Origin of the sequence: Bacillus daqingensis, from assembly GCF_042654445.1 — a bacterium.
Classification (GTDB): domain Bacteria; phylum Bacillota; class Bacilli; order Bacillales; family Salisediminibacteriaceae; genus Alkalicoccus; species Alkalicoccus luteus.
On sequence record NZ_JBHSGK010000003.1, the window covers coordinates 145,517 to 161,317 of the forward strand.

General features: G+C 47.3%; 18 protein-coding genes. 11 read left to right on the top strand and 7 right to left on the bottom strand.

Going from position 1 to position 15,801, the window contains the following annotated elements; translation table 11 throughout:
* Window positions 1-36: 36 nt before the first annotated feature.
* Together ACFO4L_RS01940 and ACFO4L_RS01945 are read right to left on the bottom strand one after the other, a co-directional pair.
* A complete protein-coding gene (locus ACFO4L_RS01940; protein WP_377907963.1) occupies window positions 37-1,029 on the bottom strand; it encodes a sodium:calcium antiporter in 993 nt (330 codons plus the stop codon).
* A 213-nt stretch (window positions 1,030-1,242) separates the two neighbouring features.
* Window positions 1,243-1,779 (bottom strand): HD domain-containing protein, encoded by a 537-nt coding sequence (locus tag ACFO4L_RS01945; RefSeq protein ID WP_377907964.1) that lies wholly within the window; start codon window positions 1,777-1,779, stop codon window positions 1,243-1,245.
* Window positions 1,780-1,985: 206 nt separating this feature from the next.
* On the opposite strand from ACFO4L_RS01945, the gene ACFO4L_RS01950 reads away from it, so the two are divergent.
* The 7 genes from ACFO4L_RS01950 (at window position 1,986) to pepF (ending at window position 9,288) form a co-directional block, all read left to right on the top strand.
* Complete coding sequence (locus ACFO4L_RS01950) at window positions 1,986-3,359, top strand: putative glycoside hydrolase (protein WP_377907965.1); 1,374 nt, start codon at window positions 1,986-1,988, stop codon at window positions 3,357-3,359.
* Window positions 3,360-3,595: 236 nt separating this feature from the next.
* Window positions 3,596-4,177: a GNAT family N-acetyltransferase gene (locus ACFO4L_RS01955; protein ID WP_377907966.1), complete on the top strand. Its 582-nt coding sequence runs from the start codon at window positions 3,596-3,598 to the stop codon at window positions 4,175-4,177.
* A 56-nt stretch (window positions 4,178-4,233) separates the two neighbouring features.
* A complete protein-coding gene (locus ACFO4L_RS01960) occupies window positions 4,234-4,368 on the top strand; it encodes a hypothetical protein (RefSeq protein ID WP_377907967.1) in 135 nt (44 codons plus the stop codon).
* Between the two features lie 478 nt (window positions 4,369-4,846).
* The gene (spxA, locus tag ACFO4L_RS01965) at window positions 4,847-5,248 is read left to right on the top strand and encodes a transcriptional regulator SpxA (protein ID WP_377907968.1); all 402 of its coding nucleotides are present in this window, start codon (window positions 4,847-4,849) and stop codon (window positions 5,246-5,248) included.
* 257 nt (window positions 5,249-5,505) lie between these two features.
* Window positions 5,506-6,153 (top strand): adaptor protein MecA, encoded by a 648-nt coding sequence (gene mecA, locus ACFO4L_RS01970; protein ID WP_377907969.1) that lies wholly within the window; start codon window positions 5,506-5,508, stop codon window positions 6,151-6,153.
* A complete protein-coding gene (locus tag ACFO4L_RS01975) occupies window positions 6,122-7,414 on the top strand; it encodes a competence protein CoiA (protein WP_377908552.1) in 1,293 nt (430 codons plus the stop codon). The genes mecA and ACFO4L_RS01975 overlap by 32 nt, the downstream gene beginning before the upstream one ends.
* A 65-nt stretch (window positions 7,415-7,479) precedes the next feature.
* A complete protein-coding gene (pepF, locus tag ACFO4L_RS01980; protein ID WP_377907970.1) occupies window positions 7,480-9,288 on the top strand; it encodes an oligoendopeptidase F in 1,809 nt (602 codons plus the stop codon).
* A gap of 153 nt (window positions 9,289-9,441) precedes the next feature.
* Here the strand turns inward: pepF and ACFO4L_RS01985 are convergent, their stop codons facing one another.
* The 4 genes from ACFO4L_RS01985 to ACFO4L_RS02000 all read right to left on the bottom strand — a co-directional run bounded on the left by ACFO4L_RS01985 (window position 9,442) and on the right by ACFO4L_RS02000 (window position 12,187).
* A complete protein-coding gene (locus ACFO4L_RS01985; RefSeq protein ID WP_377907971.1) occupies window positions 9,442-10,374 on the bottom strand; it encodes a ClpXP adapter SpxH family protein in 933 nt (310 codons plus the stop codon).
* Window positions 10,371-10,772, bottom strand: a complete 402-nt coding sequence (locus ACFO4L_RS01990; protein WP_377907972.1) for a globin domain-containing protein — start codon at window positions 10,770-10,772, stop codon at window positions 10,371-10,373. Before ACFO4L_RS01990 ends, ACFO4L_RS01985 begins: the two co-directional genes overlap by 4 nt.
* Before the next feature lie 201 nt (window positions 10,773-10,973).
* Window positions 10,974-11,588: a lytic transglycosylase domain-containing protein gene (locus tag ACFO4L_RS01995; protein ID WP_377907973.1), complete on the bottom strand. Its 615-nt coding sequence runs from the start codon at window positions 11,586-11,588 to the stop codon at window positions 10,974-10,976.
* Between the two features lie 23 nt (window positions 11,589-11,611).
* Window positions 11,612-12,187, bottom strand: a complete 576-nt coding sequence (locus tag ACFO4L_RS02000; RefSeq protein ID WP_377907974.1) for a CYTH domain-containing protein — start codon at window positions 12,185-12,187, stop codon at window positions 11,612-11,614.
* A gap of 162 nt (window positions 12,188-12,349) precedes the next feature.
* On the opposite strand from ACFO4L_RS02000, the gene ACFO4L_RS02005 reads away from it, so the two are divergent.
* Genes ACFO4L_RS02005 through ACFO4L_RS02020 form a run of 4 tightly spaced genes read left to right on the top strand, consistent with a single transcriptional unit; the run spans window position 12,350 to window position 15,048 of the window.
* Window positions 12,350-12,727: a UPF0738 family protein gene (locus ACFO4L_RS02005; RefSeq protein ID WP_377907975.1), complete on the top strand. Its 378-nt coding sequence runs from the start codon at window positions 12,350-12,352 to the stop codon at window positions 12,725-12,727.
* A gap of 5 nt (window positions 12,728-12,732) precedes the next feature.
* Window positions 12,733-13,371 carry a GTP diphosphokinase gene (yjbM, locus tag ACFO4L_RS02010; RefSeq protein WP_377907976.1) on the top strand — a complete coding sequence of 213 codons (639 nt, stop codon included), beginning with the start codon at window positions 12,733-12,735 and terminating at the stop codon, window positions 13,369-13,371.
* Between the two features lie 16 nt (window positions 13,372-13,387).
* Entirely contained in the window at window positions 13,388-14,176 is a 789-nt protein-coding gene (locus tag ACFO4L_RS02015) for an NAD kinase (RefSeq protein ID WP_377907977.1), read from the top strand.
* Window positions 14,176-15,048 carry an RluA family pseudouridine synthase gene (locus tag ACFO4L_RS02020; protein WP_377907978.1) on the top strand — a complete coding sequence of 291 codons (873 nt, stop codon included), beginning with the start codon at window positions 14,176-14,178 and terminating at the stop codon, window positions 15,046-15,048. The genes ACFO4L_RS02015 and ACFO4L_RS02020 overlap by 1 nt, the downstream gene beginning before the upstream one ends.
* Here the strand turns inward: ACFO4L_RS02020 and prpE are convergent.
* A complete protein-coding gene (prpE, locus tag ACFO4L_RS02025) occupies window positions 15,041-15,775 on the bottom strand; it encodes a bis(5'-nucleosyl)-tetraphosphatase PrpE (RefSeq protein ID WP_377907979.1) in 735 nt (244 codons plus the stop codon). The two genes, ACFO4L_RS02020 and prpE, sit on opposite strands and share 8 nt — an antisense overlap.
* Between the last annotated feature and the right edge of the window lie 26 nt (window positions 15,776-15,801).

Genomic DNA, 15,801 nt, shown 5'->3' on the forward strand with positions numbered 1-15,801 from the left:
GGTCCTCTCTTAGGCCGGCGGCTTTACGCTGATTCGTTAACTAAAGCTGAATATCGCGTAGCTGCTTAGAAAATAAACTAAGATGACGAGCATGGAAGGCAGGCTGTAAACAGCAGCCGGTTTTTTCCTGTTAACCATCATTACCGCACCGATGACGACTGCGTTCAAGATCAGAACACCCGCAGCAGCTGCGAGAACGGCGGGAGAGACGATGCTCAAAACCGGGCCGCCGCGGTAAACGGCATCAATGATAATTAAAATCAGCATATTAAAGACGTTAGACCCTAGTATGTTTCCAAGCGCCATGCTGTGATTGGCAAGCTGTATCGCAACGATCACGGTGACAAGCTCCGGCAGTGACGTAGCGCCTGCAATGAGAAAAGCACCGACAAAGCTCGAACTGATGCCGGTAGCCTGTGCGATCAAATCGCCGGTTACGGACAGTGCGGATCCAGCGGCTAATATGATGACTGCCGCAACAGCAAAGCCGCGCTTCGCATGACGAAGGGAAATAGCATTATGCTGCGGCTCCGGTTCGTCTGCTGACAGCGGTGTTAAGTTGCTTCCTGCCCGTGAAATAACAATCATTCCGCCGGCATATAAAAAGGCGAGCAGCAGCATTTCAACGCCAATGCCTAAAACACTGAATCCTATTGGGAAGACCATCACTGCAGCCATCGAAGCGGTCATGACAATACTTAGAACGGCAGTTGACAAATGAGAGGAATCCGCTGCCTGCAGAATTCGCTTTCGCCGGTAAACTAAATCGACGGCTGCGAGGATAAACAAATTAAATAAATTAGAGCCGAAAACGTTGCTGACAGCAATATCCGGATTGTTGACAACAATTGCTGTAATACTGGTGGTCACTTCAGGAAGGGAAGTAGCTCCGGCAAGAAGGAGCACCCCAGCCATCATTCCTCCCAATTTCGTTCGTTCCCCAATGACATCTGCATACGTGGAGAGCTTCACGGCTGTGATGACCGTGATAATGGCAGCTGCGATAAACAGGATATAGATCATGAACATTCCCTCGCTTTCTAAAATGAGAGCGGGTGGGCATAAAAAAAGAGACCTTTTTACACAGCACACCCGCTGTATAAAAAGGTCTCGCGTACGCCGTTTGAGCGCTCTGCAGACCGAGTGCCGCGGCACTGTCATGACGATCTGCAGACCTGTTGGTCGCTACTCCCCTTCTTAATTAAAGGAATCATAGCACGAAAAGAAAAAAACCGCAACGGATTAATTCGCTGCAGTTGCCTGTTCCGATAAGGAAGAAGATTGAAGCAGTATATCGAGCTGCCGCAGCCGGTGCGAAGCTTCGCGGTCACTGATGTGGCGGTAATGGTGAAGCCCACCGGGTTCTTCATCAGCTTCATCAGCAGCAGCAACTACTTCCTGAAGCGGCTCCCTGCGGATCGATTGCTCCGGTAAAAACGAATCCGTGTGTAATAGAACGGCAAGTGAAATCCGCTTTGCGTCACCAGGGTCTTCGCCAAGCTCAATTAAAATACGGTGCGCGCGCTCAGCACCTTTAATCGCGTGAATATCATTGCGGCGGTATAGCTCGTAATCCCATTCGCCGTCCCGGTACCACGTATAATGGCCGATATCATGGAGAAAAGCAGCCTTTACAGCAAGCGCTGTATTAGTTCCGTATTCCGGTGCCAGACGGTATGCATGATAAGCACATGCCACCGCATGAGCGAGTCCGGAACGTTTCACGTATTTTTGAACATCGGGATGAGAGAATAAATCTAGCAGTGTTACACGGCTCATCTTACATCGCCTCCTTTAAAAGGGTATTTTTACAATAGTACGGAATACGCACAGAAAAGTCAATAAGTCTGTTTATACATTTGCGGAATGGTTCCATCAGCATGAATTTTCAGGAATTGCAGATAAATCATTGGTTGAAGCGGGAATTCATAGTATAATTTACCAAGCACATACAAATATAATGGAAGAAAGCGGGTTTTACATATATGAAACACTGGAAATTGTACGCGGCCGGAGCCGCCCTTGCAGCAGGCGGATTCTCAGGACAGGCTTTGGCAGAAGAAGAAAACAGTGAAATGCTCACAGCGCATGCGCATAATGGTAAAACGATCGTACTAGCAGAACGGCAATGGCCTGACCGTGTGGCGCGATATACATTTGATTCAGGCTACCACTTCGATTATCCGGATGCCGTACGCGGTATTTTTGTTACAGGTCACATTGCAGGCCACCCAACGAGGTTCGACGAGCTGATAGAGCTCGTAAATGAAACAGATTTAAACTCAATGGTCATCGACGTGAAGGAGGACGACGGCTACATTACCTTCGAGCCCGAGGAAGGCAATCCCTACGTCGATATCTCTCAGCCAATGATCGGTGATCCGGAAGAAATGATGGAGAAGCTCGAGGAGAACGAGATTTATCCGATTGCGAGAATCGTTGTCTTTAAGGATTCCCAGCTGGCTGATGCCCAGCCGGAGCTGTCCTTTATCGAAAACGGGAACGTGTGGGCCAATCCCCGCGGAGATAAATTTGTAAATCCTTTCTTGGAGGAAGTGTGGGACTATAACTTGGAAGTAGCGCGCATGGCCGCTGAAATGGGCTTCCAGGAAATTCAATTTGACTACGTCCGTTTCCCTGAAGGGTTTGAAACAAGAGATGAGAACCTCGAATATGATACTGGCAACTACACAGATCGTCCAGAAGATGATAATATCGGCGCCCGTGTCGATGCCGTCTCTGACTTCGTCGAGTATGCCTATGAAGAGCTGCAGGAGTACGATGTAGACGTTTCTGTCGATATTTTCGGCTACACGGTAACAGTTGAAAATGCACCTGGCATCGGTCAGAACTTCTCCCGAATTGCAGAAAACGTTGATATTATTTCTTCTATGCCGTATCCAAGCCATTGGCAGCAGGGGGATTTTGGGTTTGATGAAGGCCACCCGGATCTGTACCCGTACGAGCTGATGAACCGATATTCTCAGGCAGAAAATGAAGTGATGTCCAACCTGGAAGATCCGCCCGTATCCCGTCCGTGGCTGCAGGATTTCACCGCCTCTTATTTAGGGTCCGGGAACTATCTGAATTACGGCAAAGATGAAGTTGAAGCGCAGATTCAGGCGATTTATGATAATGAAATTTACGAGTTCCTGCTCTGGAACGCAGGCAACCGCTATTCAGAAGGGGTGGATTATCTGCTCGGACTTGATCCAGAGGATTTAAACCAAGGTGAGTTAGATGAAGAAGCTCAAGAGGACTACGAAGAAGACAGTGAAGCACCTGATGAAGGAGTCGATGAGGAAGACGATGACTGGGATGTAGAGGAAGATGAAGATCTCGGTGATGAAAACGAATAACGTTCACTAGTTTGCCCGCCGCTCAGTTTATTTGCTGAGCGGCTTTTTTATGAAGCATAAATGCGCGTTCGTTTGAACGGAATCGAGGCAGGAATCCGAGGCTCAGAATAGAAAGCTGTACGAAACAGCCTGTCAAAGCGAATTGTGAGGGGAGAATCCGCTTATCTGCCCTTTCCGTTCAAGGAAAACCGTTATATAATAAGATGAGAAAGTGAAACAGCCGAAGGAGGGGTTTCATGCACTGGTACGAAAAACTGAACAAATACTTTCCCGACGAAGAAATGAAATCTAGAGAACACATGGAACTGCTTCTGAAAGAGAAACAAGATATTTATAAGAAAAGTGAAGATGAGTATCACGTCATGATGTATGTAGAAATGGAAGATTTTACGTTCATCGATTATTTGTTTGTGTCTAAAAAGGCAAGAGGAAAAGGGATTGGCAAGAAGCTGCTCGACGATTTAAAACAACGCAGCAAGCCAATCATTTTAGAAGTTGAGCCTGTTGACTATGACGATACGGATACTGAAAAGCGTCAGCGGTTTTACCGGCGCGAAGGCTTTCAGCATGCGAAATCAATCGGTTATTCAAGGCGCTCGCTCGCGACCGGTGAAGTGAATACAATGGAAATCCTGTATTGGACGCCGGAAAATGAATCTGAAGAAAGCATCTACAACAAAATGAAGCATACGTATGAAAACATTCATACGTATAAGGATGTCGAGCTGTATGGAGAACCTTACGAAGAAGTAGACAAGGCACTCGTCTACCGGGAAATAAATAAGGAAGAAGGAAGCGGTGAAGAACCGGCCTCCTGATTTCTGAAGCATATAGCACACTGACCGCTGTCATAACACGGGAAGGAGTGTGGATCATGAAGGGAAACAAATCCCGTCGCAAAAGCAGGAAAAAGCTTCTTTGGAGAGATCTTCTTAAACGTAAACTGGAAGAAGTAAATAAAATTCCAAAGAAGCAGCCTGTCTCCCAATCCAGGCCGCTTGCTTCCTGATTGGGGACCGAGAAGAACCGGCAAATGCCGGTTCTTTTTCTATTGAATGAGGGTAGTGAAACTTTTCTATGCTTTAATCGTATTCTAATGAAGAGAATCCTGTTTTGATCATTTTTGACATTTATCTAATTGATAACGTTTTTTCGTAACTGAAAATGTGATAGAATGAGCGTAATGATTGATTGTACAATCATGTATGAGCTTAACCTTCTGGGACCGCCAGCTAGTAATAGCTCGCTCTGCTCCTGCTGTGAGGCAGAGCGCCATTCACATAAATTTGTTTATAAAAAGTAGTTTAACCATTGAACAAAAAGGTTATTAGACATATGTGAGCTTATAATCAAGCTTTTGTAAGGATTTTGTACAAGTTTTTTAGAAGGCATTGATAATTTGTAAGCAATGTTGTATAATAATAATTATAATTAAGCGATCGATGGTAGTGGTATACATTATTTCTTGTGAAAGGGGATTCAGCCGTATGGTCACGCTATTTACATCACCGAGCTGCACGTCCTGCCGAAAGGCTAAAGCATGGTTGGAAGAGCACGATATCCCATTTGAAGAAAGAAATATATTCTCAGAGCCTCTGTCGGTTGAAGAGGTGAAACAGGTTGTTCGAATGACGGAGGACGGCACTGATGAAATAATCTCGACACGTTCTAAAGTTTTTCAAGAGCTTGATGTTGAAATGGATGCTATGCCGCTTCAAGAACTGTTCCAGCTGATCAGCGATCATCCTGGCTTACTTCGACGACCGATTATCCTTGATGAAAAACGAATTCAAGTTGGGTATAACGAAGCGGAAATTCGACGCTTTCTTCCTAGAAAGGTTCGTACATTCCAGCTTCAAGAAGCAACGAAGCGCCTCGTAAACGAATAACTTTCAGAGAGTGATGCTGCTGATGCGCATCACTTTTTTCCTTATTTACGCAACGACAGCCGGAAAACGGGATAAGTTGGAATTTTCTGATAAATAGTTTGAAAAAAACGAGCAGAGTTATTTCATTTCCCGTCTTTATCATCTAGAATAGGAGTAAGCAGATCATGATTGACACTTGCAGGATTCGGGAATAGAATGTTAAGTTAATATAACCCAAAGACATCGTCAGCGTATTCTCGCGAAAGGGTGAGACTTTTATGGAAATAGAACGCATTAATGATACGACTATTAAGTTTTATATTACGTATCACGATATTGAGCGTCGTGGATTCGATAAAGAGGAGATCTGGTATAGCCGTGAACGCGGCGAAGAGCTTTTCTTTGAAATGATGAACGAAGTAAGCGATCAGGAGAAATTTGAAATGAACGGCCCGCTATGGGTTCAGGTTCATGCATTAGATAAAGGACTTGAAGTAATTGTAACACGCGGCCAAATTAATGATGGAAACGTAAAGCTCGAAATTCCGGTTGAAGATGAAGGGGAGGACAGCGTGGATAAAAATATTGTCGATATGCTTGATCAGCAGTTTGCTAATGATGAAGCCAATGAAATTGCCAAAGACCATTCGCTTAACGTCGTCGTCGGCTTCAGAGATTTCGAGGATGTTATTTCGTTAAGTAAAGTATTTGATGATGACATTTCAACAAGTCTTTATCATTTTGAGAATACGTACTTCATTTATGTATCAATCGACGAATCGTATTCGGACGATGAACAGGACAACATGCTTAGCCGCATTCTCGAGTACGGTTATGAATCAGACACAACGATCCACCGCATTCATGAATACGGAAATCGTATTGCTGATCAAAATGCGCTCAGCGTCATTCGCGGCCAATTTTAATTTTAATCAAAAGGCAGAGGACATTGTTCCTCTGCTTTTTTGTTTCCGTGATTTGAACGTACGTTCCCCATTGTGGTATACTTACAAAAATTGGAGAGAGGTGAACGTTCTGTATACTGCCAGGTGCTCAGATCGCTCTTTAATACACAGTCTGACCGCATCAAAGCTTACGAATAAAAGTGCCTATCGGTGCCCGGACTGTGATCAACCTGTCCTCTTAAAGACTGGCTCAAAGGTCCGTCCTCATTTCGCTCATATCCGCAGCTGCCGCGCAAGCGGGGAGAGCCGCTGGCACCGTGCTGCAAAAACAAAGCTGTTTGAGCTGTTCTCAGATCAGCAGCTGTTTGTTGCTTTGGAGTATTATCTGCCGTCAGCGGGCAGAAGGGCAGATGTGTATGTGGCATCTGCGGGAAAAACCTACGTGTTTGAATGTCAGTCTTCTGCCATTTCACAGAAAGAGATGACAGAAAGGAAGCTTGACTACGAACGAGCTGGAGCAGAGTTAATTTGGATTCTCATGCCGGAAAACGTGAAAACAGGCGTGCAGCGGCAGGCCGTATCTGTGGTAAAACGCGGCGCGTTGTGTCATGCAGCATCCTTTCATTACTGGACGCTCTGTCCGCAAACCGGTCAACTGTTCTGCTATGGAGGCTGTGCGTCGATCAGCCGTGCCCGATGGACTGTGGATGTTACGTCGTTTCGTATCTATAACCAGTCTCCAGAATGGTTTTTAATGACTCGAGCCACCACCGATAACGGGGAATTTAACAGAGCTTTACGAAGCAGCTGGAGCAAAAACGCTATTTCCCATCGCATGACACGATTTAAGCAGACCGATCCGCCCGCCGTTCTGCTCCGCGAACTGATGGCTGTCTTTCAGCTTCCACCTCACGCCTATCCAGCACTGGCGAGAGTTCCTTTCCCGGGGAGTGGTGCGTTATCGATTCCGCCTGAAGTCTGGCAGTCGCTGCTGCACGTAAAGCTGCTGCGAAACGAGGGAGTATCGGTAAGGCTGACAGGTGCTTGTGAGCTTATACTGCTGAAGTGTCACAGCTTTTTGCAGCCGATGGATCGATTTCATATTCGGTCGATTGTCCTTGTTTACTTCAGCTATTTGGCCGATTGGGGTGTTTTGACGCAGCGATATCCAGGGGTTTTTACGGTCAAGCATCCGATTACCTTTAACAAAACAACCGAACAGCTTTTTATGGATGACAGCTACGTCGCCCAGCAAAGTTCTTTCGTGTACAAAAATAATTGATAATTAGTACTATTCATATTACGATGGAAGAAGTACACAGATTGATAATTGGAGGGTACATATTCATGAGTAAAACGGAATTGCCGGTACGCAGTGAAATACCGAAAGAACGCACGTGGGATCTGGAAGACATTTTTGCAAGTGATGACGAATGGGAAGCAGAGTTTGAGCAGTTGAAGCAGGAGCTGCCTCAAGTAGCCTCTTATCAAGGAAAACTCGCCGAATCCGGCAGCCTGCTGTACGAGGCACTGCAGACAGAGGATACGCTTTCCATCAGACTAGGAAAGCTCTTTGTATATGCGCGGATGCGCTACGATGAAGACACGACGAATGCGCATTATCAGGGACTGAATGAAAAAGCACGTCAGCTGCTCGTGCAGTTTGGACAGCAGTCTTCGTATGTGACGCCTGAGATTCTCGCAATGCCAGAGGAAAAACTGAAGCAGTTCCTGCAGGAAGAGCCGGAACTGCAGCTTTATGAACACGCGTTGGAGCGGCTTAACAAAAAGCGGCCGCACGTCCTTTCTGAGAAGGAAGAAGCATTGATGGCACGGTTCAGTGATGTATCTGGTGCATCTTCCAATACGTTCAGCATGCTGAACAATGCGGATCTGCGTTTTCCAGAGGTAGAAGACGAGGATGGCAACATGGTTGAAGTAACGCAGGGGCGTTTTGTCGGAATGCTGCAGAGCCAGGACCGCAGAGTGAGACGGGATGCGTTTCAGGCGATGTACAGCACCTATAAAAAGTTTCATCATACATTTGCCAGTACGCTCAGCGGAGAAGTAAAGAAGCACCTGCTTTCCGCCGATGTGCGAAACTATGAGAGTGCAAGACAGGCTGCTCTGTCAGCGAACCACATTCCGGAAGTCGTATATGATCAGCTTGTAGATACGATCAATAAAAACCTTCCGCTGCTACACCGTTATGTAGCAGTCAGAAAGAAAGTGCTGAAGCTTGAAGAAATGCATATGTACGACCTTTATACGCCAATGATTCAGGATGTTGATTTCTCTGTTTCCTATGACGAAGCCAAAGAGCTGATGGTTAACGGACTTGGAGCAATGGGTGAGGAGTATCAGGAAATAGTAAAAGATGGACTTTCAAATCGCTGGGTCGATGTGGAAGAGAATAAAGGCAAGCGGAGCGGTGCTTATTCCTCAGGCACGTTTGGCACAAAGCCATATATTCTCATGAACTGGCAAAACGACATTAACAACTTGTTTACTCTCGCACACGAATTTGGTCATTCTGTGCACAGCTACTATACGAGGGAGCACCAGCCTTATCCGTATGCTAATTATTCGATTTTCGTTGCAGAGGTTGCTTCTACAACGAATGAAGCACTGCTGAATCGATATTTGCTTGATCGAGAAACGGATACTCGTCGCAGGCTTTACTTGTTGAATAACTTTTTAGAAGGGTTCCGAGCAACCGTATTCCGTCAGACGATGTTTGCAGAATTTGAACAGCTGATTCACGAAAAAGCAGAAGCAGGGACGCCGCTTACAGCAGATCTTTTAAACACGTTGTATTATGACTTGAACATAAAGTATTTCGGCGATGAGCTCGTGATTGATGAAGATATCGCATTTGAATGGCAGCGTATTCCTCATTTCTACATGAATTTCTACGTCTATCAGTATGCGACCGGGTATAGTGCTGCAACAGCACTCGCTCAGCAGATTCTCGATGAAGGAGAGCCTGCAGTGAAGCGATTTACCGATTTCCTGAAAGCTGGTAATTCAGATTATCCGATCGAGGTGCTGAAGCATGCTGGAGTAGATATGACCTCCGCAGAACCGATCCAGCAGGCACTGAACGTATTTGAATCAGTTCTCGATGAATTTGAAGAGCAACTGAAGTCGCTTTAATGAGTGGCTAGTTATACGGACACCCCAGCCGCCTTGAGACTATGCAGGGCGGCCGCTCCGTCTCAAAAATATGGAGAAGAATACAGGCATGCAATGAAGAAGAGAGCGGTTCCTCGCGCAGGAACCGCTCTCTTTTTCAAACAGTTGAATCCGTCACGTTGATGACGCCAATGAACGCCAGATGGATCCGTGTTTTGTTGGAATTTCTTCTACTATTTGCTGCAGCTGCAGTTTTTTCATTTCGCGGTGTGCTTCTTCCAGTTTCATATCATAGACAACCGCAATTTCTTTAGTCGCAACCAGCGAGTAAAAGGATACAAATTCTTCAAGCGGAATCGGCGGGCATTTCTCAAGTTTCTGTGCGGACATTTCCCGGAGCAGTTCTTCATAAATCTCGTACCGGTACGCACCTTCAACCTTCAGGCCGGGCTCATCGACATCTTCATTAAAAAAGACGATCGTAGGAGTAGAACGGATATCCATTTCTTCCGCCGTCTTCCGGTCATTGTCGAGTGCTTTCTTGGTCGTGTCGGAATGAAGGTCACGAACAAATTCGTCTACGTCCATTCCGGAAACACGCATCGCGCAATTAATGAGTACTTGCTGATCAGCGATGTTTTCTTTATGAAGAAACAATGCTTCACGGACTCTCCTTAAATACTTGGCACCAATTACTTTTCCCTGCAGGCCGGCAGCCTTAATGGCAGCCATAGCATCATATGGAGCAGGTGCGGGATTCTCATACCACACGTCTCCGTCACACGGCATGCCGGTGCGGCAGCCTGTTTCATTATAAGCCTGCGCCATTTCTTTCATAAGAGACCGGTGCTTGGACCCGCAGGACGAGTGAAGCGGCTCCAGATTATTGGCAAGCACCAGATTAAGCTTTAAATACCTGCCGTATTCCATTTTCAGCTTTTTTATAGCCGGCTCAAGCGCCCAGCATTCCGGGCAGAGCGGATCGATAAATACATACACTTCCATGTCGGCAGCTGCACTGCCGTTTTCATAAATGGAGGAAAGCTCCTGTGGGCAGCATTGTCCCGATTCTTCCTCACATACGTAAGTCCGGTTCTTTGTTGTCATGAATGATCCCCCCTGGATGAAGCATCCACTGTGTTCACCATATGGCGGGCGGTCTGCTGGAGCCGTTCAAATAGATAAGAGCGCAGAGGCTCTTCGACGTCAGCTTCAACCAGCGCCTGTCCCATGCAGGAAAGCCAAGCATCTGCACGCTCAGGTGTAATGACAAATGGCATGTGTCTGGCTCTCAGCATCGGATGTCCATGCTCTTCTGTATAAAGAGCGGGACCGCCAAAAAACTGTGTCAGAAACTGCTTTTGCTTCCGGCGTGTTTCTGTGAGGTCATCCGGAAAAATATCTTTCAAATCCGGATGCTCAGCAACATGACCATAAAATATATCGATAAGGCGGTGAAGGCGTTCTTCGCCGATTGCCTCAAAGGCACTGTTAGCTTGATTCATGGTAAAAACCCTCTTTATCGAACGTATCGTTATTGTAGCAGGGCTTCCGAATTCCAGCAACAAATGTGAACTATTTATGACAATTGCGGAAAGAAGCGCTGCCCCGACTGCTTATGTTAACGTCCTATCGACAGCGGTGCAAGCAATAAGGCGTAAAAAACCAGCATCTTCTGCCGAAGCGGACAGAAATGCTGGTCTCTATTATGCGTAGCTGCTGCCTGAACGGTAGCTGGCCATCACTTTTGGTACGTAAGCCTGTGTTTCTCGAAACGGCGGAATGCCACCGTATTTATCCACGTTGCCGGGCCCTGCGTTATAAGCAGCAAGCGCGAGGGACTCATTGCCGTCATAGCGGCGGAGCATGTCACGCAGATAGCGTGTGCCTCCCTCGATATTTTGCTCTGGATCAAAGCTGTCAGCTACTCCAAGAGAGCGGGCGGTTGCCGGCATCAGCTGCATCAAACCGCGGGCGCCTGCGTGGCTTACAGCATCCGTTTTGTAATTGGACTCGTGCTTTATTACCGCATGGATCAGCGCCGGATTGACTCCATGTTTATCAGCAGCCTGCTGAATGAGCGTGTTGATAGAGCTGTCCTGGGAACGGGGTGTTGATGAAGGTGCCTGCTGAACCGGAATGACGGGAGCGGCGGCAGCAAGCTGCTGCATAGCCCCTGAGCGCTCGCGTGCCAGCTCTTCAAAAGATTTAAACATCTCTTGCTCCAGCATCGATTGAAATTGTCCGGAAGCAGCAGTTGATTCATTTGGCGGGAAAATACGGCGGGAAAATATATCGTTCATAATTGGCGGCAGGAACATCGTGCAGTCATCTCCTTTTCACTTTAGGACTGCTCGTAGGCGGCCCGGTAAAACCTTCTTATTTTATTATCGGGTGTATTCCAGGAAAGTTTCCATTCTGACAGAAGATTTTCGAAAAAAACTTTACCTTCCTCGTAGCTGGCTGATTCGAATTCCAGCTCGTAATCAGTTACCCCGGCATAGGTGGATTTATCGAACACAAGGAGTCCCTCGGGCACCTTTTTTTCCATTCGCTCTGTTACTAAACTTCCGAGCCAGTTGAGCGAGGGTTCATATCCGAGAAACGACCTGAGCTGATCAGCGGTTTCACCTTTTGGAAGCCTTCCGTCAGCCTTGAATGCTTCAAACGCGTCATATGTTATAGACTGATTGGTTTCAAGCAATCCTTCTCCGGAAGGCTGCTTCAGCGTAAACTCCAGGCTGTTGTCTTTTACTCGCACTCGCAGAGCGGCTCCTTTCTCCCGCAATGCCATGTCCTCAGTCTCGAAATAATGATTTTCCTGACGAAATGGCGTGGGCATTTCATAGTGACGGATCATCTTTTCAAAAAGGCTGTTCGTCAGCAGCTGTTTAAATTCAATTTCCATTTCCTGAGGCATTGTATGTCTCCTTTATATGCATCTGTTTTCTCTATTGTTCCATAGAGAAAGAGCTGTGGCAATGAGCCAAAGGACGATGCAGCAGACCGTTTCTTCGTTTACAAATAAGGGAATAACAGATAATATGGAAAGCGGAAAAGCATTGGTAGAAGGAGCGGACGCATGATTATTGTAAAGACCATTCACGAAGAAGAAGCAAACTTGTTAGCAAAAGGAGATGTGACGCTTCCGTTTCAGGGACTGGAGCCGGAAGGACGCATGCTTGTAGATTCAGACGGAGCTGCATTTGTTTATTTGCTCGCTCACGGAGATGAATTTATCCATCTGCGCTTTGAAGAATCCGCCTGGCAGCAGCTGCATACATACCGGGCCTCCGCAAAGCCTATGTTCGTGCAGACAGTGCTGAAACCTGTTGAACTGACGGCCTTCTGGGAAGAGCTTGATTTTCTGCTGGACAATATTAAAGGCAATCAGAACTACGGGAAGGAATTCGTCGATAAAGCAGACGAAATCTTTGAGCTGAACAGCGGGGAGGACTGATCGCAATGATGGATTGGGATGTGCTGCTCACGCCCTATAAACAGGCGGTCGAGGAGTTAAAGATCAAGCTGAAAGGTATCCGGGATCAGTATCAGCTGACATCTAAACATACGCCAATTGAATTTGTAACCGGGCGCGTTAAACCGGTATCCAGCATTCTGGAAAAAGCGAAACGTAAAAACATCCCGTTAAATCGACTGGAAGAGGATATGCAGGATCTCGGTGGCGTGCGCATCATGTGCCAGTTTGTCGGCGATATCGATACGATTGTGGAACTGATTAAAGCACGAACGGACTTTTCTATTGTGGAGCAGCGCGATTACATTAAAAACAAAAAGCGGAGCGGCTATCGTTCGTATCACATGATATTAAAATATCCGGTGCAGACGATTGAGGGCGGCGAAAAGAATACATTGGTAGAACTGCAGATCCGCACGCTTGCCATGAACTTCTGGGCTACCATTGAACATTCCCTGCAGTATAAATATTCCGGAAAAATACCGGACGAGATTGAACAGCGGCTCGTAAAAGCAGCAGAAGCCGCCTTCCAGCTAGATGAAGAAATGTCGAAAATCCGCGGTGAGGTACAAGAAGCACAAAAGATTATGACGAAGCAGCAGGAAGCCTCACGCCGGAAACCATAGGGAAAGGCGGTACGCTATGAATTTTAACGTTCGCTCACGCGGCGATCATTCATCCAACGTGCTAACGCAGCAAGTGAAAACGTATTTGGAGGAATTCGGACTCGTTTACCATGAGGACGAGCCGGAAATTGTGATATCGATCGGCGGGGACGGCACACTGCTGGAAGCCTTCCACCAGTATGCCCACCGGCTCGATTCTACGAGCTTTGTAGGGGTACATACCGGTCATCTTGGCTTCTATGCGGACTGGCAGCCCGATGAAATCGAGAAGCTCGTCATTCATATTGCGAAAACGCCGTTTAAAATTGTGGAGTATCCGCTGCTGGAAGTGTTAATCCGACATACGAACGATCTGGAAAATGAACGCTATCTGGCTTTAAATGAATGTACGGTGAAAAGTATGGAGGGCTCGCTCGTTATGGATATTGAGATCAAAGGGGATCATTTCGAAACCTTTCGCGGCGACGGGCTGTGCATGTCGACGCCTTCTGGAAGCACCGCGTATAACAAAGCGCTCGGTGGAGCGATTCTTCATCCATCCCTTGCATCAATCCAGCTTTCCGAGATGGCATCAATTAACAATCGCGTTTACCGGACGATCGGTTCACCGGTTGTCCTGCCAGAGCATCACACCTGTCTGCTTAAGCCTAAAAATGACGTTGATTTTCAAGTGACCGTTGACCATTTAACGCTTGTCCAGAAAAAAGTGAAATCAATCCAAGTTCGCGTAGCGGATGAAAAAGTCCGGTTTGCGCGCTTCCGGCCATTCCCATTTTGGAAAAGAGTTAAGGAGTCGTTTATTTAATGGTCCATACCATTCACATCGCGTGGCGTGTATCCCGGTCGCAGGCAGGGATGACGCTGCGCGATTTTCTTCGTGTCGAAAAGCAAGTGTCAAGAAAACTGCTGGCTGAAGTGAAATATGAGGGGGGAGGGCTGCGTGTTAACAGTAAAGCAGTGGATGTTCGCGCGAGGATCGCAGAAGCGGATTTAGTCGAGGTAACATTTCCGCCGGAGGAAGCAAGCTCCAACATTGTGCCGGTAATGGCACCTCTTGAAGTCATTTATGAAGATGAGCATGTACTTTTAATTGAGAAACCAGCAGGTCTTGCAGTGCTCCCAATGTCCGACAGACAGAAACCGTCACTTGCAGGGGCTGTGCTGGCATATTACCAGGAAAGCGGCTGGCCGGGGACAGTTCATATTGTGACAAGACTGGACCGAGATACGACGGGTCTGGTGTTGATCGCGAAGCACCGCTACGCGCACAGTATCTTGACCGCTGCTCAACAGAGCGGAAGCATTCACCGCATGTATGAAGCGGTCGTGCGTGGCAGCTTTTCATGGGAATCCGTATCTGTTTATGCGCCGATTGGGCGGAGAGCTGGAAGCATCGTTGAACAGGAGGTTTCTTCTTCCGGAAAATGTGCTGTGACGCACGTGACCTGCCTGTCACGGTCGCCTTTCGAAAGCCGTTTAGCTGTGCAGCTGGAAACCGGCCGTACGCATCAAATTCGCGTGCATCTCGCCTGGCTCGGATTTCCACTGTCCGGTGAGTCGCTCTACGCTTCAGCAGACAGAAGGCCAGTTCACGCGCTGCAGGCCAGAATGATTGCGTTTCCTCATCCTTACACGAATCAGATGCTCACCTTCGAAGCGAAAAGAAAGCTCATTTGAACGTGCGGAACTTTTCGTCAACACGCGGCATAGAAGAAGCGACGGAAACCGTCTCGATTTCCGGATAGCGAAAAGCGGTGAGCCTGCCTCCAAAAACACAGCCGGTATCAATATTAACCGTGTGTCCCACGAAGCGAGGAGCCTCCACAGGCGTATGACCGTATACGATCCAGGCTTTGCCTTGAGGATAAATGGTTGCCCAGTCCCGGCGTTCGGGCTTGCCATCTGCATCCACTTTTCCCGTAGTGTCTCCGTAAAGCACGAATGATTTAATCCGCTTATTATTCAGACCGATATCATCATAGCGAATGCCGGCGTGAGCCGCGACAAGACCTCCTTGGTCCAGCACCTCATAAAGCGGTGCTTCTTCGTAAAGCTTCATAAAAGCAGCGCGGATGGCTTTCTGCTGCGCTTTTGAAAGCGCAGCAACCTCGGCAGTAGTCGTTTCCAACCCGTGCAGCACTTTCACGTTTCGACCTAAAAACCAGCGGTACAGCTTGTCACAGTGGTTGCCTGGAACATATACGTGTCCTTGTGACACGAATGAAGCAACGTCTTCAATAACACCTGTTGAATCAGGGCCGCGGTCCGTCAGATCTCCAATGAAAACGAGCCGCCGCCCGTCCGGATGGACTGCCTTTCCATTATATAAGCTGTAGCCAAGCCGTCGAATCAGCTGATGCATTTCCAGCCGGCAGCCATGAATGTCACCTATTAGATCGTACATTGAACCGTCAGCTCCTTTCCAGCTGT